Source organism: Lysinibacillus sp. JK80, assembly GCF_027557635.1.
Classification (GTDB): Bacteria; Bacillota; Bacilli; order Bacillales_A; family Planococcaceae; genus Lysinibacillus; species Lysinibacillus capsici.
This window is the reverse complement of record NZ_CP058997.1, coordinates 4,542,584-4,560,841: the sequence shown is the minus strand read 5'-3', so window position 1 is coordinate 4,560,841 and position 18,258 is coordinate 4,542,584. Positions and strand designations below refer to the sequence as shown.

Here is an 18,258-nt window from a genome sequence, read left to right as displayed (position 1 = left end):
TGAATAAATTCTTTCCTGGGAAATTTTAAATCCAATTGCCTTCTTTTTAATAAAAGAACCATCAAATTTGCTATAAATCTTGCCCTGTATTTTATGACACTATAGCTCTATGTCCCATTGTGATATAGATGGTAGTTTCCTATACTTTGTATATACAATAAGAAGGGAGCCAATCTATAGATGATTAAGCTACAAGATATTGGAACATTTTCAGAACTACCAGAGCTTGCAATGTTTATCTATACTGGCAATATTACAGCTTTGCGAGTTGCGAGGGATAAAGGCTGGAATATTGAAGAAGAGATATGTTTAAGTCGGCATACATCATTAAGCCCATTGGATTTAGCGTTGATTGCACAAAGATTGGATGTAGTAAAATTATTAGTTGGATATGGGGTTAATTTAAATGTGGAAAAAAATCCTTCTTTTTTAAGAGCTGTTCGATATTGTAAAGAAAATATAGTACGTTACCTTGTTGAACAAGGAGCAAAATTAGATGGCTATAACCAAGTGGGATCTGGAGCCTATTCTCAGGCCTACTATGGCAATAAAGGAAATATCCCTCTTATTCATGAACTTGGGCTTGATATAAAGCAGCATGGAGGTCCTGTATTGCGTCAGGCTGTGTCGAATTTTGATAAAAAAACAGTCACTTATTTACTTGATCAAGGAGTAGATATTAATTATCAAAAGCCTGATATGGTCTATCCCTATGAAGCAACACCATTAACAGTTGCAACAAGAATGGGAAATATAGCTATGGTGAACTATTTGATTGAACGAGGTGCAAACGTCACTTTAGCGGAGAAAGATGGTGAGAGAGCTTATACAATTGCTGTACGTATGAAAAATGTGGAACTTGCAAATTACTTAAAGGCTCTAGAACCAATAGAACTCCATACTATTGAAAACAAAAAAAAGACATTGAAAAAATACAAGTTACCAGATGAATTGATTAATTTTCTGACAGGAGATCGACTGCATCTTGAGCTTGCACCAAATGATTATGATATTCACTTTATCGATTTTTTCAAACTAACTGATACAATTGAGATGAAACTAGGTCATAGAGAGCTCCTCCTTCTTTCCGCAAATATCGACAATTACTCTGATTTGCAAATAGTCTGGAACCCAAAAGGAGAAGGCCGTATAGGGTGCTATGATGTGGAGCATGAGGAGTATGCTAATTTATGTAGTTTTAAAGAATTTATTGGTAGACCTGAAATATACCTTATCCGTTTTCTTGAAGGAGAACTATAGCAATGTTTTAAGCTACTGATAAAAATGTGAATCAACTGATTAAATGAGCCTCCCTGCTATTCAACTTAAAAGTCGATGAGAGTAAGCATATTCTTTCTAAGAAATATGCTTACTTTTTATTGCTCTATATACGAAGAGTTGACAAACAAAAAACAATAGAACGTTTAATATATATGGCACAAAAGAACAACAGTAGGGCTATTAACAGGGCGAAGGGGATGCTGAACATAACAGGAAGTTCTATGCCATACCAAAGGCCCATTTTAATTTGATCCACTCCGAATGTTCGTAAAAAACCAGCGAGTATGGATAAGCCAGCGCTTAAAAGTAATCCAACATAAAGTACAGATAATACCACTAAAGCTAATGAGCAAAAAAAGTCTTTAGCATTTTTAGAAGTATCATTCTTTTTCCCTCCGTATAATGTGGTGCACCTTTGAACTCGAAGCTATCGAATAATCATCCGTATAGTAAAGTGTCCCAATCACACTATTATCCCCAACATGGACGACTTCCCCTTCCACAAACTCTGCATTCGTATTAGATAATTGTAGGTGTTTTCCACTAATTGTGTGACAGCGTAATATTTTTTTAAATAACGGAAGAAGGGTTATCCTATCCTTTTCTATTACCACATTTTCAGCCCTTAACCTGTCAATTCCGCTTTCTCCCGATAACTTCAAATGAAAGTGATGAGCGATTATTTCCGCAGCCTTGACTATTCCAATGGCATCAAATTGCTCGCTCTGTAATTTCTCTTCAACCATTAGCTTTCCAGAACTATTGATTTTTTGGATAAAACCATTACGTATTTTAATATTCCCGGCATTTGTAAGTTGTCCGATTTGGCAATAATCCTTTAACTTACACGAGCCAGTACTATTAAATATCTGCGCTGTAACTGGATAATAGAAGGAGCTATGACCATGAGTGGACACTTTTATTAAGTGTACTTCTTGTTGTAACGATACAGCGCCTCGAATGTTTAATTGTTCATAATCAGCATCCAAATGTTTAACGGTGCCATTCGTTTGTGTAAGGGTACGGAGTTTTTGAAACATAAAGTCACCTCATTATAATTTAATTAATATATATTTTAAAAATTAAAATATATATTAATTAAATTATATGCCACTTCCATTTGTCAAGAACAAAAGCACTGCTTAAATTAAACAATAAAAAAAGGATTTCAATTTGTTGAAATCCTAAAAAATTTTATTCATTAATTGGTTTACTTCGCGTAAGATGTTGGCCATGTCTATGAGTTTATCCTGAGAAAACTTTAAAAAGATTTCTTGAACCTTCATGTCACCAATATTGGTTAAAGCCATTTTGACCACACGTCGATCATTATTTTCTCTAATTCTTTGTATGAGTTCGAGTTTTTCCAGTTTATCGCACATGGAAGTTACAGCTCCGGGTGTTACACTAAAGAATTCAGCAATTTCTGTTGCCTTCATCCCATTATTTATTTTTAGCTGTAGGAGTAATATTAATTGGTTTTGTGATAACGCCTCTCCTTCAGATAAAAGATCTACAAACATTTTCGACTTCTGCTGTATTTCCAGCATTTCTTTCATAATAATTTCTACATTGTTTAGATTTTTTGGCATATAATCACGTCCGCTAAAATATTTAATAATTAAATTATATAGCAATTAAATAAATGCTACCAAGTGTAGAATTACTTTAAGAAATATTTATTTTTTAAAAGTCGTACGCATCCATTCGAAAAATCTCTCTTTTTCTTCGAACTGGGGGTAGTGAGCAGATTGTTCATATGCTATGAATTCCTTTTTCTTCGCGATAATTTGGTCGAAGTACTTTTTAGCGCTATTCGATGATGTTTGATAATCATAATCCCCCATTACAAAATAGAAGGGAAGAGTCAGTGAATTGACTTTCGCAGGAAGTGGGGACTGCAAGATTTCGTTTACTAAGACTTCTTGCGATAGGGATATCCCCTTGCTATAGCGAATAATATCTAACAAATTATATTCGGTACTAAAAAGCATCCCTAACATATTTCCATCAGGGTTAGTAATAAGTCTTGTAGCGCCACCGTATTTGCTCACTAAATGACGAGGCGTAAATGTTTTACCACTACTAATTTCCTCCATTAACCTCTGTAAATGTGCAACATCCTTTGTGTTACTCTTAAGCTGAGCCTGTTTGATCGTAAAGTGTAAACTGTCCATCTCACTTTCAACGGTATTACTCATTTGACCAATCCCTACATAGGCCTCATATTTATCAGGAGCTTTAGCAGCTGCTTGTGTGGCAATATAGGTACCGTAGGAATGACCAATTAAGATGATTTTTTCTTTATCTAGATGATTAGCAATATAGTCAGTCAGTGCTAGTAAATCCTCCACAAGCAAATCAGATGAAAGATTTGAGTAGTCCTCAAAAAAATGATAAGACTTCCCACTAGCCCTTTGATCATAATTTACCACTGTAAATTCGGTTTCCAATAAATCTTGATATTTTTTAGCGTAGGGTATTTCAGAGCAACCTGGTCCGCCATGGACAAAGATGATGACAGGATTATTTTGTTATGGCCCCGTATCATGATTTCATGGTCACTGCCGTTAATTTCTACCTGTTCTAGCGTACTGATGCTGTTCATGTCCTCTATAGATGATGTCCATGTTGGAAATACAAGTGCTAATAATAGTAAGGAGGTCATAATCAAGACAAGATATTTAATGAACTTTTTAATCCTTTTCATACAATACCTACTTTACATGCGTTTCATAAAGCTAGCATGATACATTTTTCTTTTATACACATAAAAATACATACTCAGAGGCCACCAAAGTGTCACAAAAATAGGGTAAATCGCCCATATAACGCTTGGTGAAGAAACAACATTTACTGTAATGAAAAAGATACTAATTAGTATCGTAGCTGTAACGGAGAATGCTACAAAGGTTTTTCGTTGCGCGTGATATAAAGCTAGAGGCCACCATATCACTAAAAAAGCAGGATAAATTGCCCAAGGGTATTGAGGAGATACAATCATATTCAATATAGAGTAATAGATGATGGTAGAAGCACATCCAATTAGAGCTGTTTTTAACGTTTTTGCCTTTTCATCTAAGTACATGAGGATTGGCCACCAGATAATTGGATAAATCGCATAGATAAACCATAAATGATCTGGTGCGTAAATATAATTTTCAACTATTAGAAATGTAATAATTAAGGCACTACAAACAATTGAGTATTGTTTATACAATTTTTTAGCCATAAAGAATAACGTAATAGGCCAAAGCAGTAGCAATAAGCATGGATATACAAACCACATTGTTTGAGGAGATGTCGTATAATTAACAACCCCTAAAAAAATCATTGTCATCAAGCTCCCCGCTATAGAAAAGTTAATAAAGTTCCTCATGTTTATTCACCCCATTTCTTACGAGACCACACAAAGTACATCGATAAAGGCCACCAAAGAATGGCGAAAATCGGATAGATTGCCCAAATAGTATGTGGTGTGTAATAAAGATTAATAAAAATAAAAAATGCAATGATTAAGCCACTACCCCAAATTGAAAATTCTAAGTTTAATTTAGCCATGTTTTTCTTTGCTGGTTCTTTAACACCTAACTCTTGCTTTAAGTCTTCGATATCTCCAAATTCTACAATGGCTTTATTAATGGCATCCTCTTGTTCTTTACCTTGGTCCATCAAATAAAATACTTTTTCTTCAAGATTTTCAATGATTTCTTGTTTAACCATTTCCGTTTCGTTAGTTCGAGGAATGTCTTTAAAAAGCTCATCAATATGGTTTTTTATTCTTTTCATTCTAAGCCCTCCATAAATAAATCGATTATTTCCTTTACTTCCGACCATTCTTTCACTAGCTCATTTAAATAGGCCTTACCTAATGATGTAATACGGTAATACTTTCTTTTGCCTCCATGTGAGACATCTCCATAATAGGCTTCAATAATTTCTTTTTTTTCGAGACGTTGAAAAACTGCATACAAAGTTGCTTCCTTGATTTGAAACCGATTGTTTGTACGGAGACTTATTTCCTGAGAAATTTCGTAGCCATAACGGTCTTTTTCTGAAATTAACCGTAAAATAATCGAATCCAAATGTCCTCGGATAATATCACTGCGAACCATAAGTCACCTACTTTTTTTATTGCTCTATCTGTCAGAGTAATAGTAGCAAACATTACTCTGTCTGTCAAAGTAATTTATTCCCCTTTTTTTACAATGATGATGAGATTTTCAATAAAAAACCCCATTCGCTGAAAAGCCCAAAAGGACTATTTCATAGCAAATGGAGTTCGAGTACTCTTTTTACATATACAATGCAGCAAGGAAAATCCCTAAAGACTCCTCGTAAATGTCATCAAACTGGCTGATTGGTAAAGGATTTGTACCACTTCCTAATTCAACAGTGAAGCCTGGTCTACGCCAATCTTGAATAAACCAATCTTTATAACCAGCATAGCTTCCAGCAGATTGAACGGGCTCATAGCCACTTACTCTACTAAATTCATTTACAAGCACCTCTGATTCTGGGGGCTCTAGATTTTCAAAACCCCAATATATGACACGCCCCTGTGTATGAAAGGCTAATACTCTTGAAAAATCACGTTGCTTGGTCAAATCAGCCATTGCAATGGCTTCAGGTTCAGATAGTGGTCTTTCACCACCATAATCTCTTGGCCCTGGTGTTTTTGGATTACGGGCACTTTCAAGCTCCCATTTGGCAGGGAATTGGTCATTCAAATCAATTCCATGAATATTTGCTTTCCAGCCAGAAAAATCAGCGTTATCATTATTCCATGCAATTAGTTGATTTCTTAATGCTTCATCATTTGGTGGGCCTTGTATTACTAAATCTACGCCATCAGGATTTACCATAGGAACGATAGAAAGGAATGTTTGCTGATAAAGAGAAAATGGAGAAATTCCACGAATACTACTTTGATTGGTGAGGGCGAGCAAATAGTCATTTAAAAATGTTAGAATAATAGGTGTAGTAATCCATTCGTTTGCATGGAAGGAGCCATTATAGTGTACACGTTTTGCACCATGGCCAATTGACAGCTCTGGTAGCTCCTTCCCTAAAACGGAACTGCCAATGTTTGAGCTATGAAGAAAAGGATATGCATCAAGGAGCTTTCTGAGATCATTTATCATATGGGTATACGTGTAAGTTTGCTTACCTTCAACTAAACGCCATGTGATACGTTGGGGTATGCGAATCATTTGACCGATTTGTAATCGATTTGGATTGAGATCAGGATTAACAAGCAATAGGGCGACTAGGGGGAGGTTTCGGCTCTGGGCAATCTGCCAAAAAGAGTCTCCTTGTTTAATTTGATAGTTGTTGGTCACAAAACCAGGAATACGAACCCGTTGTCCAACTCTTAAAAATTGGGGATTTATATTTTCATTAGAATCTAAAATGAGTTGAAGAGGAATTTTAAATACCTCACTGAAATGCCAAAGTGAATCTCCTGGTCTTACGATAATATCCACATGTTTTCTCTCCTTAATTAGAAATGGTTCAATATAAAATGTATATGAAAAATACAGAGACTTATTGATACAAAATCAGCAAAATTTCTTTATTATGAATCTAAAATAGGAGAAAATGAGTTATTTTTACATGTATACTAGTAATCATACTAAAGTAAAAGAAAGGTAAAGGTAGGAAAACCAAATGTTAAATAGATTAAAATTGGGGATACGCTCAAAGATTTCATTAGGTTATATCGTAATCATTCTTTGCCTACTTGCGACGGTTGTCATATTAAATAATCAAATTACATCTTTGCAGAAGGAAAGAAATTTTATTATTAAGTACGATTCCAATGTTCTAACTTTAACGAATGAAATTGAAAAATATATATTGGATATGGAATCAAGTCAGCGGGCTTTCATCATTACGGGTAAGCAGAGTTATCTGGAACCCTATGATAATGCAGCTGAAAATTGGAAAATAGATTTTAATGAACTCTATCAACAAATGAAAGATAAACCAGCTCAGCAGGACAAACTTAAAGAGATAGAGGAAACAATTGAACATTGGGTTGCAACGTCAGGCGAACCAACTATTCAATATAAAAAGGATAATAATGTAGAAGCATTAAATGATTTTTTTAAAGTGGATAATGGTCGTCAGGATATGGAAAAAATGCGCAAATTATTCGATTCATTCCGTACCACTGAAAATGCTTATACACAGGCAAAGGCAAGTCAGTTAGACAAGCAGAATAGTAAATTAACTAGTGCTTTATTTGGGATCTTAATTTTAGTTTCTACAATAGCTATTGCTATCGCTAGTGGCATTTCCCGTTCAATTGTAAAAACGATAACGGAAGTAACACAAACAATTCAAGAAATAGCAGCTACAAAAGGTGATTTTACAAGAAGAATCCATGTGAATACAAACGATGAAGTGAATGAACTTGCTAATGCAACGAATACGCTTTTAGAGTCCGTCGAAAAGAGGGAATGGCTACAAAGCAATGTAGCTGAAATCGTGACAAATTATCAAGGTATTTCAGCAATTACAAAATTAGCGGAGACCTTCCTATCAGAAGTAGCACAGAAAACCCAAGCATCCCTTGGCGCATTTTATGTTCGGGAAGTAACAGAAAACCAAGTACAGTTTGTGAAAAAGGCTGCTTTTGCTGACACGGATGATTGCGTTGGTATGGAGAGTTTCAAAATAGGACAAGGGTTAATCGGTCAATGTGCATTAGAAAAGAGAGTGCTGTTCTATGATAATATTCCGAGAGACTATCGTTTAATCAAAACGGGATTAGGTGAAATTAGACCACAAAATATTTTATTGATTCCTGTCATTTTTGAAAATGAAGTTATAGCGGTTGTTGAAATAGCAACAATGGCTAAATTCAGTAAGTTACAGCAAGAATTAGTGAGACAGGTTACTGAAACCTTTGGACTAACAGTTAATAGTGTTTTAGGGCGTATGGAAATTGTACGTCTATTGAATGAATCTAGAGCAATGACAGAAGAATTACAGGTCCAATCAGAGGAGCTTCAAACACAATCAGAGGAATTACAAATGCAGACAGAAGAGCTGACTATGATTAATGAGCAGCTTGAGGAACGCACGAAAGAGGCAGAGTCCAAATCAAGAGAGCTAGAGAAAGCGAAGAAGGAATTAGAAGAAAGTGCAGAGCAGCTTATCCTTAACTCTAATTACAAATCCGAATTTTTAGCGAATATGTCACATGAATTAAGAACCCCTTTAAACAGCATATTAATATTATCGGAAATGCTAGCAGAAAATAGCCAACACAATCTAACGGACGAGGAAGCAGAGTTTGCTAAAGTTATTCATTCTTCAGGAGAGGACTTGCTTGCTCTAATCAATGACATATTAGATTTATCTAAAGTGGAGGCCGGGAAGCTTGATATTATTTTTAATGAAGTGAATATGAGCGAAGTACCTGTACAAATTGAACATACCTTTGCACCAGTTGCGAGGAAGAAAAACTTAGCATTCCATATTTCAAAGGCGGATCATGTAGTGGATGTATTCTATACGGATGAGAAGAGATTCCAGCAAATCTTAAAGAATTTATTATCGAATGCCTTTAAATTTACTGAGCAGGGATCTGTCACATTAGACATTAACCAGCTTACACCACAACAACTAACAAACAATATGCAGGATATAAGTACGGATTGGTTAGAAATTACTGTTTCAGATACAGGAATAGGTATTCCAAAAGACAAACACCAGCTGATTTTTGAATCATTCCAACAAGCAGATGGAGCTACGGTCCGAAAATATGGTGGAACGGGTCTTGGTCTTTCTATTTGTAAGGAATTTGCAAAATTACTTGGTGGATGGATTACATTACAAAGTACTGAAGGACAAGGTAGTAGCTTTACGTTAACGATTCCGAGTCTACCAAATGGAATTGAAGAGGAGCATTGCCAAAAGCTTGCCATGAACGAAGTGGCTGTGACAACGGTGGAAGAGGAACAAATCAAAGAGCAGCCAGTAGCAATGGAAGAAGCCCTTCAACATGAGGTTGAGGTGTTTCAAGGGAAAAATATTTTAATAGTTGATGATGATAACCGTAATATTTATGCGTTGAAAACGGCATTAGAAAAAAGAGGCATGCATATTCTAGTTGCCAAAGATGGGCTAGAATGTTTAGAGGTCTTGCAGGCTAATCCAGATATCGATCTTGTTCTGATGGATATAATGATGCCAAATATGGATGGCTATGAAGCGATGACTATTATTCGTCAGCAAATGAAACGTATCGATTTGCCAATCATTGCATTGACTGCTAAAGCGATGAAAAATGACCGTGATAAATCATTGCAGGCAGGTGCATCTGATTATATTAGTAAGCCATTAAATTTAGATCAATTAATATCAGTTTTAAGAGTATGGTTAGTTTCTAAGGGGAGTTAATGAACATGGAACAACAATTTCAGCCTTTGGAGCAAAATATACAATTAAATAAGCATACAAATTTAGAAATTGATTTGTTACTAGAAGCTATTTATCGTTTATCGGGTTATGATTTTCGGCAATATAATCGTTCATCCATTTCACGCAGAATCTACAATAGGATGGGGATAAATAACATCCCAACGATTTCACGTGTACAAGAAAAGGTCATTCATGATAAAGAATTTTTAGAGCAGATATTAAATGATTTTTCGATAAATGTAACGGAGATGTTCCGCAACCCTAGCTTTTTTAAGGCCTTTCGTGAAACGGTCATCCCTGTTTTACGAGAATATCCTGAAATCCGGATTTGGCATGCAGGGTGTGCAACAGGTGAAGAAGTATATTCAATGGCTATCTTGCTTCAAGAAGAGGGGCTAATAGAGAGATCTGTAATTTATGCAACAGATATGAACGAGCAAGTATTAGAAAAAGCTAAGAAGGGGGCCTTTCCAATTCATAAAATGCAGGCATATACAAAAAACTATATGCTTGCTGGAGGTGCCCATGCTTTTTCAGAATACTATCAAACAGATTATCAATATGCTTACTTTCATCCAACATTATTGAAAAATATTATTTTTGCTCAACATAATTTAGTAACAGATCATTCATTTAATGAATTTCATGTTGTTCTGTGCAGAAATGTTCTTATTTATTTTTCACCTAAGCTTCAGAGTCAGGTACATCAATTATTTTATGAAAGTCTAAGTGACAAAGGTTTTTTATGCTTAGGGGATAAAGAAACATTGCGATTTGAAGAGGTTATTTCAAAGTATAATGAGATTTCTGGAAACGAAAGAATTTATCAAAAAATGTATTAATGAGTAAGAGGCTATCTTTAATGGATAGCCTCTGCTTTTTTATATAGTATTAGTGCTAGCTTGAATCATTAAAACACACATGTCATCAGGCTGATTCTCTTGTTTATCCTTAGGCAAAAGGTTATCGATTAGGCATTGTGAATATTCCCACTTGGAGGATGTTAGCGTTTGCAAATGCTTTTCTGATTCTAATTCACAGGGTCCCATTGCCTCTAACACACCGTCTGTAAATAACACAATTTGAATGTCATGCTCATATTGGATAAATTGCTTTTTCACTTTTATTTCATCAAAGAACCCGACTGCACAGCTACCCTGATCTAATGGAATACATGTTTTTTCATCGATTAGTGCATATCCAGGAGGATGGCCAGCATTTATGTACTCGACTGTTTTTTGCTCTGTATCAATGATTAAATAAATCGCTGTAAAATAATAAAGATTATTCTCTTTCCCATCTTGTAATAGCGTCATATAACGATTCAGTTCTTGGATGACAAGCTCAGGTTCAACCAATTGCTTAACCGCCTCTCTTAGAACAGAGGAGATGAACATACAAACCAACGCTGCAGATATACCGTGACCCATCATATCCAATAATATTATGGCATAACGATGATCGTCTATTTTGTACCAATAATACATATCTCCTGCCAAATTAGAGGATGGTAAATAAGAAACTTCAATACGGATGTCCTTCTCATTTAACGGTGGGCTAAGAAGACTCCTTTGTACATGGGTTGCTAAATCTAGTTCATATTGTATTTTCTTTTCATGCTGTGTGTGCCAGTCTAATTCTGCCTTTAAACGTAAGGCAACACGCATTCTGGCAAGCAGCTCTGTTTTATTAATTGGTTTAGTAATATAATCTACACCACCAATGTCTAGGGCTTCTGCCAGTTTGTTTTTATCCTCGAGTGCTGTAACAAAAATGATTTGAATATCTTTCAATCTCTCATTTTGCTTAATGCGTTTGCAGGCCTCAATACCATCTACTTCCGGCATCATAATATCTAACAAAATTAAATCTACTGAATTTCCTGTCGGATTGGGTGCATCTAATTGTAAATAATCAAATAGCTCATAAGCAGATGAAAGAGAAACACAGTTATCATAACCTGCATTTTTTAGTATTTTCTCAATGACAAATAAATTGACTTGATTGTCATCTACTAGAAGAATGGTCATAGTACTTTCCCCTTACTCTGATTGAATTGTGCAGATTATTTTTCACATATATAAAATACTTTCAACTTTATCATTATACAAAACATCAGAGAATAAAGGTATTTTGGCGATTTGAATGTATGGTTTACTAGGTATATGAAGTAGAAGGGCGTTATATTTTAGCTTTTTTAAATCCTTGGTAGATATCAAATACATTTGCTAAAACAGCAATAATCATACTGACAAGTAGGATTTTATCAATAGTGAAGGCAACTTTAGCTGAGGTTGTTTCTGTAATAGCTGCAATATAAGGTATAGAGGCGCTGTGAATAAAATCTTGGTGTATCGCTATTAAAATAAACACAATTGTTCCTACACTTTGAAGTAGTGCATTAGTGATGGCGATAGGCATTGTCCACTGTCCTGCACGCCATTTTAATAAGGTTAAAGTGAGACTTAGGATAATACATAGTAAGACCATGGGAACATACGATTGTAAAGTATTTTGATTAAAGATAGGCATAACAAATTTCAAGCTGCCGTTGTCATTCGTTGTATAAATACCTAAAAGACGATAGGCATTCCAGTAAACAAAAGAAAAAATAAGTATTCCTAAAAGGCTAAAAATCGTATCACTTATAGGAATGATTTTTTCTTTGGGAATCTTTTTAATTTGTATTAAATCATCAGGTGACCATGGCTTGGTATCTCTCAGAAAAGGGATCGAAAGCTTTTCAGCCCCAGAACGGTCCTTAATGATAAAAATGACCGTAACCCAAAACAAAACGTGAAATAACACAGCAATAATTGCAACAATCATCCCTACAAATGCTGTAATAATGGTTGTAAGAAGTGCTTCTTCTCCAGAATAGAGAACAATCTTCTCTATTATTTGAACAATGATCGTAATAAGAATTGCCCAAGGAATAATTAGCTTGATGGTTCTTGTATATTGTTCAAAATTCTTTGGACCAATTAAAAAGTGGGGAGTAACCTGATAGCGTGCAGCAACTTCTGAAGGGCTTCCAAGCTTCCTAATTACTTCCTTCACCTCAGATTCTGTATATTGCTCTGGCAACATATCCTCAATAGTAGCCTTTAGTTCAACCTTGATTATCTCACGTTTATTTTTATGTAGCCTTTTAGTCACTTCGTGAATATATGAATCAATTAAAGTCATACATTTTCCTCCTTTAATCATTTTCAGTACTCATTAATTGGTCGTGGTAATATATGTTATTATGGGGTATAAAAATTAATATGAAAAATTCGTGAACAACATGCAACAATTTGAAAATGGAGGGGACATGATGAGGGTTGTAGAGAAATTATTAAAAGAGCAAGATTTTGTAGCCTTTGTAAATATCGTTGTAGGAGCGTATCCAGGAAAATTGAATGGAACACAAACAATAAAAGAGCAGCTGAAAAAGCTCTTTATGCAAAATCAGAGCAATGATGAATCTCTTCATTATTATGGACTTTGGGAAAATGACAAACTCATAGGTGGTATGCGACTACATGACTTTCAAATGAATCTGTTCTCTAAAATGCTACCAATTGGTGGGGTAGGACTTGTTGCAGTTGATTTATTACATAAAAAAGAGAAGGCTGCAAAAGAATTAATCCAACATTTCTTTAACATCTTTTTAGAAAAAAATATTCATTTTGTGGCCTTGTATCCGTTTAGACCAGATTTTTATAAAAAAATGGGTTTTGGCTATGGACCGAAAATCTATCAATACTTGGTAGAGCCTTCAAGCTTCCCGAAAGGACCAACCAAAAAGCACCTTAAATATTTGACAGTTGAAGATCAACAACAGCTTGTAGATTGCTACAACAGGGTAGTAGCAAAAAAACATGGGATGTTGCTTAAAACACAATCGGAACTATCCTTTATTTTTAATAATCCAGATAACTATGTGATTGCAATGGAACAGGAAGGTACAGTACAGGGCTATATTGCCTTTTCTTTTAATAAACAAAGCGATAGTAATTTTATGCTATATAATTTGGTCATTAAGGAGTGGATCTATGAAACTCCGGAGGCTTTGCTAGAGCTTAGTACATTTTTAAACAGTCAAGCAGATCAAGTAAACCGAATCGAATGGAATACACAAGAAGAAAATGTCCATTTCTTTTTAGAGGATGTAAGAAATGGCACAAATCATTTAATTCCAAGTGTCTATCACGCAAGTGCCGTGTCAGGAATTGGTCTAATGTACCGTATAATTAATGTGAAGGGCTTTTTTGATGAGCTACTAACACGCAATTTTAACGGTGTCACTTTGACCTTTAAATTGAATGTTATGGATTCGTTACTGGCAAAAAATAATCAGCAACTTATTGTTGAGGCTGTTAACGGTACAATTAAAATGCTAGAAAGTGATAGCTATGATGTTGAAGTAACGATAGATGTAGCTGAGCTTTCATCACTAGTAATGGGCGTAGTAACGGTCCAAGAGCTATTTATGCTGAGTCGAATACAGATTAGTGATAATCAGTATTTACAGGCTTTACAGCAATTCTTCTATGTGTTTGAAAAGCCCACATGTATATCTGCATTTTAGAATGGGCGTGAGGGCTTTTAATCATTTTTGATGAGAATGGAAGAACGTGTTGGCCTTTCAAGTGGCGTTATATTAATAATAAAGTAGCTTATGATTAGTATGAGGATAATTAATGAATAAATTAACGTATTTAGAGGATGATCATGCTCCACAATAATTAGTCGAATCATTGCTGTGATACCTATATAGATAAAATATCGAAGTGGAAAATGGTAATCCTCCTTAAAATATTTAATGATCATTGTGATGAATTCGAAATATAAAAAGAAAATAAGAATATTGGCAAGGAATAGTTTATAATCACCATCTTCCTTAGCGAATAGTAATATTTTAAGAAATTCAATTAGCTCCTTAAATAATAAAAAGCAGAGAATCAGTGCTAATAGTACAAGGCAAACATTGAGAAAGAGCTGTAGAGATTTTGGCACAGCTTTAATGAGCTGTAAATAAGTCGTATTTTTTTGCTTCATCCAATTCCTCCAATCGGTTTTGTAAATACATCATCATATGGTCGAGTAGTAGTGTATTATGATATAAATATAACAATTTGTCGTAAATCTTTTCTTATTATTTTGTAAAGTTTTGGTATATTTTAATGAAAGAAAGTTTTCAAAATAATTTAGTGGTATGCTAAAATAGATGTGCATGAATATAAAATATAAAAGGGGTTTTTAAAATGGCAAAATCTGCAAAAACTGATGCGAAAATTACACCAGAACGTTTAGAAGAAGCGTTAAATGTTCGTGATCGACTTATTATCGAGCTACTGGTACAAGTACTTGATGAAAAGCTAGTAATTGAGCGTCCTGTATTACGTGAACGTCTAGGGAACCTTGTAGATCTTGCAGATCACGATGCAGAGCTTAAGGAAACAATCCACGCAGTAATTAACAAACTATAATGTAAAAGAGGAATGCTACGGATATGCGTAGCATTCTTTTTTATATAGTATTTTATCATGTAAAGCGTTCTACCAAGTCGTACATGCGCTCTGCCTCTGTATGAAGCTCCATAGAGGAGTGCATGATAGATGTCACCGCTGACTTTTGTTCGTCAATAGAAGCGTTAATTTGTTCGGTAGCTGCGGCAGATTGTGTAGCGACACTTGCTATTTCATTGATGGCGTTCATCACGACTATTCGATTTTCCGCCATGTCATTCATTCCTTTGTCTAAAGAAACAAGGTGCTTTGTAATGCCATGAATGGAGTCTGCTAGGAAAGTAAAGGCTCCCTTTACTTCCGTAATCGACATGGCCTGGTTTTGTGACAGTTGGAGCGTGTGTATCATTTTTGAATCTGAATTAGCGGTATCGACCTCAATACGCTGTAATAGGTTTCTAACCCGATTAGTAGCTTCATTCGTATCCTCAGATAAATGACGGACTTCCTCAGCTACGACAGCAAACCCTTTGCCATGTTCACCTGCACGGGCTGCTTCAATACTTGCATTTAGCGCTAATAGATTTGTTTGTTCAGAAATGGATGTAATTGTTTGTACGACTTGATGAATTTCTTTCATTTGGCTTGTCAAACTTGAGAAAGTTGTTCTTAATTCCTCAATCACTTGCGTAAACTCACTTGAATTTTGAAGTAATACATCGACTTTTTGTCTACCGTTTTCTTGTGATTGATTAATGATATTCATATTTTCTGTAATCTCACTATATTTATCTGTAGCATTTGAGATAAGTGAGGACAGTGTTTCTACTTTACTAATGGCCATTTCTGCTTCCTCAGCTTGTACTACAGCTCCCTTAGATATATCATTGATGGCTTGATGAATTTCATCAGCAGAAGCAGTCGTCTCCTCAGTAATAGCACTCAGCATTTCTGAAGAAACGCGCATTTGGGACGCACTATCCTTTGTATTGTTGACCATTTCGTGTAAGCTATGTTTCATATTATTCACGTTACTAGCAAGTATACCTAGTTCATCTTCTGTAGTAACAGGTATGTCATCACCAGTTAGCTTGCCTTTAGCAATATCAGATGTAATGACCATAATTTTTCGTATATAGGTTGTCATTCGTCCAGAGAAGAACCAGAAGAGTGATACACCAATAATCGTTGCAAGGATGGTCATGCCTAGTGTGTAGTATAAAACATTATTCGTACCTGCATTAAAGTCCATTTCGTATGTACCAGCTGCTATAATCCAGCCCCAATGCTTGTCCTTTTCTACATAAGTTATCTTAGGCGCAACGATTTCAGGATTTGAGGGAAGGGCCCAATCATAACGTACATATCCTCCTCCAGCATTTGCTGCTTCAATCATTTCTCGTACAAAATAGCGCCCATCCTCTGTTTGTAAATCTGAAATATTTTGTCTTTCTAGGGATGGATGAGTTTCAACCATACCACTATCTTGGAAAGCATAGAAATAAAAATTATCTCCATATTTAACAGGATTATCAATGGATCTTTTGTTATCTTCAATTTTATTACCAACGATCTGTGTTCTAGCACTTTCCTGAGCTTCTTCTAGCGTTAATTTCCCATTTTGAACTTGAGTATCTAACTGTGCAATTAGTTCAAGTATGCCAAGTGTGCCATTTTTAAGACTATCTCGACCTACCTGATCGAGTTCTCCTTTCACCACCATATAATTGACGGTTCCAACTAGTCCTGTTGATAGTAGAATAACTATAATAGCAAGACTAACAAGTTTATTACGTACTGATTTCATAAGATACAACCCCCGTTCCTTCATTCCTTCAATATAGTTCTATTATAATATATAATTTTTTAATAAAATAGAAAATTCTGAAAATAAATACGGTATTTTAAGTGAAATAGGTCCAAAAAAATCACCCCAATCAAGAGTAAAAAACAGCTCTTAATTGGGGTGATGTTGAAGCTTAATATAGCAGGTTTACATCGATTAATACACTTTATCTCCATTGAAAATAGAGTTCTTTACGATTACATAATCAACATTGCGAATAGCCTCTAGCTTTGTGCCACCAGCATATGAAATAGATGACTGTAAATCTTGTTGCATCTCGATTAATGTATCTTTGATGCTACCTTTATGTTCAACGTACATTTTCTTACCTTCGACGTTTTTACGTTCACCTTTTTGGAATTCAGAAGCAGAGCCGAAGTATTCCTTCACTGTTCTTCCTTCGATTTCGATTGTTTCACCAGGTGACTCTTCATGACCAGCGAATAATGAACCGATCATTACCATTGAAGCACCAAAACGTACAGATTTAGCGATATCTCCATGTGTACGAATGCCACCATCAGCAATAATTGGTTTTGTAGCAGCCTTTGCACACCAACGTAGTGCAGCTAGTTGCCAGCCGCCAGTACCAAAACCTGTTTTGATTTTAGTAATACATACTTTACCTGGTCCAATCCCAACTTTTGTTGCATCTGCGCCAGCATTCTCAAGCTCACGCACTGCTTCAGGTGTTCCTACATTACCTGCGATGACAAAGCTTTTTGGTAAATGCTTTTTAATATGCTGAATCATACGAATAACAGCATTTGAATGACCATGTGCAATATCAATTGTAATAAAATCAGGTACCAAATTAGCAGCTGCTAATTCTTCAATAAATGTATATTCCTCTTCTTTTACACCAACGCTAATAGAAGCAATTAAGCCATTTCCTTGCATTTCTAGAATAAAGTTTCGACGAGTTTCTGGTTGGAAACGGTGCATGATGTAAAAGTAACCGTTTTCAGCAAGTTTCTTTGCAAGATTTTCATCGATAATTGTTTGCATATTTGCAGGTACTACTGGAAGTTTAAAAGTGTGACCACCTAAAGTAACAGAAGTATCACATTCTGAACGACTTTCTACAATACATTTTGCGGGAATTAGTTGAATATCCTCATAGTCAAATACGTTATCCATTATATACACTCCTAAAATACGAATATTTTTTAAGATTTAATTTAAATTGTTCGCCATTTGGTAATTTACATGATTTTTGAGTAAATGTCAAAGCTTTTGTGA

At 35.2% G+C, this 18,258-nt stretch carries 16 protein-coding genes and 1 pseudogene; 5 read left to right on the top strand and 12 right to left on the bottom strand.

Going from position 1 to position 18,258, the window contains the following annotated elements:
* Window positions 1-180 precede the first annotated feature (180 nt).
* On the top strand, window positions 181-1,260 hold the full coding sequence (locus HXV90_RS22935; protein ID WP_269898051.1) for an ankyrin repeat domain-containing protein: 1,080 nt from the start codon (window positions 181-183) through the stop codon (window positions 1,258-1,260).
* Between the two features lie 401 nt (window positions 1,261-1,661).
* Here the strand turns inward: HXV90_RS22935 and HXV90_RS22930 are convergent, their stop codons facing one another.
* The 7 genes and pseudogenes from HXV90_RS22930 to HXV90_RS22900 all read right to left on the bottom strand — a co-directional run bounded on the left by HXV90_RS22930 (window position 1,662) and on the right by HXV90_RS22900 (window position 6,767).
* Window positions 1,662-2,321, bottom strand: a complete 660-nt coding sequence (locus HXV90_RS22930; protein ID WP_269898050.1) for a hypothetical protein — start codon at window positions 2,319-2,321, stop codon at window positions 1,662-1,664.
* A 144-nt stretch (window positions 2,322-2,465) separates the two neighbouring features.
* Complete coding sequence (locus HXV90_RS22925) at window positions 2,466-2,873, bottom strand: MarR family transcriptional regulator (RefSeq protein ID WP_048395455.1); 408 nt, start codon at window positions 2,871-2,873, stop codon at window positions 2,466-2,468.
* A gap of 87 nt (window positions 2,874-2,960) precedes the next feature.
* Window positions 2,961-3,991, bottom strand: a pseudogene (locus tag HXV90_RS22920) (alpha/beta hydrolase).
* A 12-nt stretch (window positions 3,992-4,003) separates the two neighbouring features.
* The gene (locus HXV90_RS22915) at window positions 4,004-4,660 is read right to left on the bottom strand and encodes a hypothetical protein (RefSeq protein WP_328023963.1); all 657 of its coding nucleotides are present in this window, start codon (window positions 4,658-4,660) and stop codon (window positions 4,004-4,006) included.
* 2 nt (window positions 4,661-4,662) lie between these two features.
* Entirely contained in the window at window positions 4,663-5,070 is a 408-nt protein-coding gene (locus HXV90_RS22910) for a permease prefix domain 1-containing protein (protein WP_048395459.1), read from the bottom strand.
* A complete protein-coding gene (locus HXV90_RS22905; protein WP_004233468.1) occupies window positions 5,067-5,396 on the bottom strand; it encodes a PadR family transcriptional regulator in 330 nt (109 codons plus the stop codon). The genes HXV90_RS22910 and HXV90_RS22905 overlap by 4 nt, the downstream gene beginning before the upstream one ends.
* 180 nt (window positions 5,397-5,576) lie before the next feature.
* Window positions 5,577-6,767 carry a M14 family metallopeptidase gene (locus tag HXV90_RS22900; protein WP_112116916.1) on the bottom strand — a complete coding sequence of 397 codons (1,191 nt, stop codon included), beginning with the start codon at window positions 6,765-6,767 and terminating at the stop codon, window positions 5,577-5,579.
* 184 nt (window positions 6,768-6,951) lie between these two features.
* Between HXV90_RS22900 and HXV90_RS22895 the strand changes: the two genes are divergently transcribed.
* On the top strand, window positions 6,952-9,693 hold the full coding sequence (locus HXV90_RS22895) for an ATP-binding protein (protein WP_269898048.1): 2,742 nt from the start codon (window positions 6,952-6,954) through the stop codon (window positions 9,691-9,693).
* 5 nt (window positions 9,694-9,698) lie between these two features.
* A complete protein-coding gene (locus HXV90_RS22890; RefSeq protein WP_048395585.1) occupies window positions 9,699-10,556 on the top strand; it encodes a CheR family methyltransferase in 858 nt (285 codons plus the stop codon).
* A gap of 39 nt (window positions 10,557-10,595) precedes the next feature.
* Here the strand turns inward: HXV90_RS22890 and HXV90_RS22885 are convergent, their stop codons facing one another.
* The gene (locus HXV90_RS22885) at window positions 10,596-11,744 is read right to left on the bottom strand and encodes a SpoIIE family protein phosphatase (protein WP_112116914.1); all 1,149 of its coding nucleotides are present in this window, start codon (window positions 11,742-11,744) and stop codon (window positions 10,596-10,598) included.
* A 151-nt stretch (window positions 11,745-11,895) separates the two neighbouring features.
* Window positions 11,896-12,903, bottom strand: a complete 1,008-nt coding sequence (locus tag HXV90_RS22880) for an HAAS signaling domain-containing protein (RefSeq protein ID WP_112116913.1) — start codon at window positions 12,901-12,903, stop codon at window positions 11,896-11,898.
* 127 nt (window positions 12,904-13,030) lie between these two features.
* Between HXV90_RS22880 and HXV90_RS22875 the strand changes: the two genes are divergently transcribed.
* On the top strand, window positions 13,031-14,290 hold the full coding sequence (locus HXV90_RS22875; RefSeq protein ID WP_269898047.1) for a GNAT family N-acetyltransferase: 1,260 nt from the start codon (window positions 13,031-13,033) through the stop codon (window positions 14,288-14,290).
* A 17-nt stretch (window positions 14,291-14,307) separates the two neighbouring features.
* Here the strand turns inward: HXV90_RS22875 and psiE are convergent, their stop codons facing one another.
* On the bottom strand, window positions 14,308-14,760 hold the full coding sequence (gene psiE / locus HXV90_RS22870; protein WP_048395468.1) for a phosphate-starvation-inducible protein PsiE: 453 nt from the start codon (window positions 14,758-14,760) through the stop codon (window positions 14,308-14,310).
* Between the two features lie 206 nt (window positions 14,761-14,966).
* Here psiE and HXV90_RS22865 point away from each other — a divergent pair, with 206 nt between their 5' ends.
* Complete coding sequence (locus HXV90_RS22865) at window positions 14,967-15,191, top strand: hypothetical protein (protein WP_016992248.1); 225 nt, start codon at window positions 14,967-14,969, stop codon at window positions 15,189-15,191.
* A 55-nt stretch (window positions 15,192-15,246) separates the two neighbouring features.
* Here HXV90_RS22865 and HXV90_RS22860 read toward each other — a convergent pair whose 3' ends face one another.
* The gene (locus tag HXV90_RS22860; RefSeq protein WP_269898046.1) at window positions 15,247-16,977 is read right to left on the bottom strand and encodes a methyl-accepting chemotaxis protein; all 1,731 of its coding nucleotides are present in this window, start codon (window positions 16,975-16,977) and stop codon (window positions 15,247-15,249) included.
* Window positions 16,978-17,172: 195 nt separating this feature from the next.
* Entirely contained in the window at window positions 17,173-18,156 is a 984-nt protein-coding gene (guaC, locus tag HXV90_RS22855; protein ID WP_004233490.1) for a GMP reductase, read from the bottom strand.
* Window positions 18,157-18,258: the final 102 nt, after the last annotated feature.

Coding starts and splice junctions, on each gene's coding strand:
- HXV90_RS22935 (WP_269898051.1), top strand. CDS start 181: ATGATTAAGCTACAAGATATTGGAACATTTTCAGAACTACCAGAGCTT.
- HXV90_RS22930 (WP_269898050.1), bottom strand. CDS start 2,321: ATGTTTCAAAAACTCCGTACCCTTACACAAACGAATGGCACCGTTAAA.
- HXV90_RS22925 (WP_048395455.1), bottom strand. CDS start 2,873: ATGCCAAAAAATCTAAACAATGTAGAAATTATTATGAAAGAAATGCTG.
- HXV90_RS22915 (WP_328023963.1), bottom strand. CDS start 4,660: ATGAGGAACTTTATTAACTTTTCTATAGCGGGGAGCTTGATGACAATG.
- HXV90_RS22910 (WP_048395459.1), bottom strand. CDS start 5,070: ATGAAAAGAATAAAAAACCATATTGATGAGCTTTTTAAAGACATTCCT.
- HXV90_RS22905 (WP_004233468.1), bottom strand. CDS start 5,396: ATGGTTCGCAGTGATATTATCCGAGGACATTTGGATTCGATTATTTTA.
- HXV90_RS22895 (WP_269898048.1), top strand. CDS start 6,952: ATGTTAAATAGATTAAAATTGGGGATACGCTCAAAGATTTCATTAGGT.
- HXV90_RS22890 (WP_048395585.1), top strand. CDS start 9,699: ATGGAACAACAATTTCAGCCTTTGGAGCAAAATATACAATTAAATAAG.
- HXV90_RS22885 (WP_112116914.1), bottom strand. CDS start 11,744: ATGACCATTCTTCTAGTAGATGACAATCAAGTCAATTTATTTGTCATT.
- HXV90_RS22880 (WP_112116913.1), bottom strand. CDS start 12,903: ATGACTTTAATTGATTCATATATTCACGAAGTGACTAAAAGGCTACAT.
- HXV90_RS22875 (WP_269898047.1), top strand. CDS start 13,031: ATGATGAGGGTTGTAGAGAAATTATTAAAAGAGCAAGATTTTGTAGCC.
- psiE (WP_048395468.1), bottom strand. CDS start 14,760: ATGAAGCAAAAAAATACGACTTATTTACAGCTCATTAAAGCTGTGCCA.
- HXV90_RS22865 (WP_016992248.1), top strand. CDS start 14,967: ATGGCAAAATCTGCAAAAACTGATGCGAAAATTACACCAGAACGTTTA.
- HXV90_RS22860 (WP_269898046.1), bottom strand. CDS start 16,977: ATGAAATCAGTACGTAATAAACTTGTTAGTCTTGCTATTATAGTTATT.
- guaC (WP_004233490.1), bottom strand. CDS start 18,156: ATGGATAACGTATTTGACTATGAGGATATTCAACTAATTCCCGCAAAA.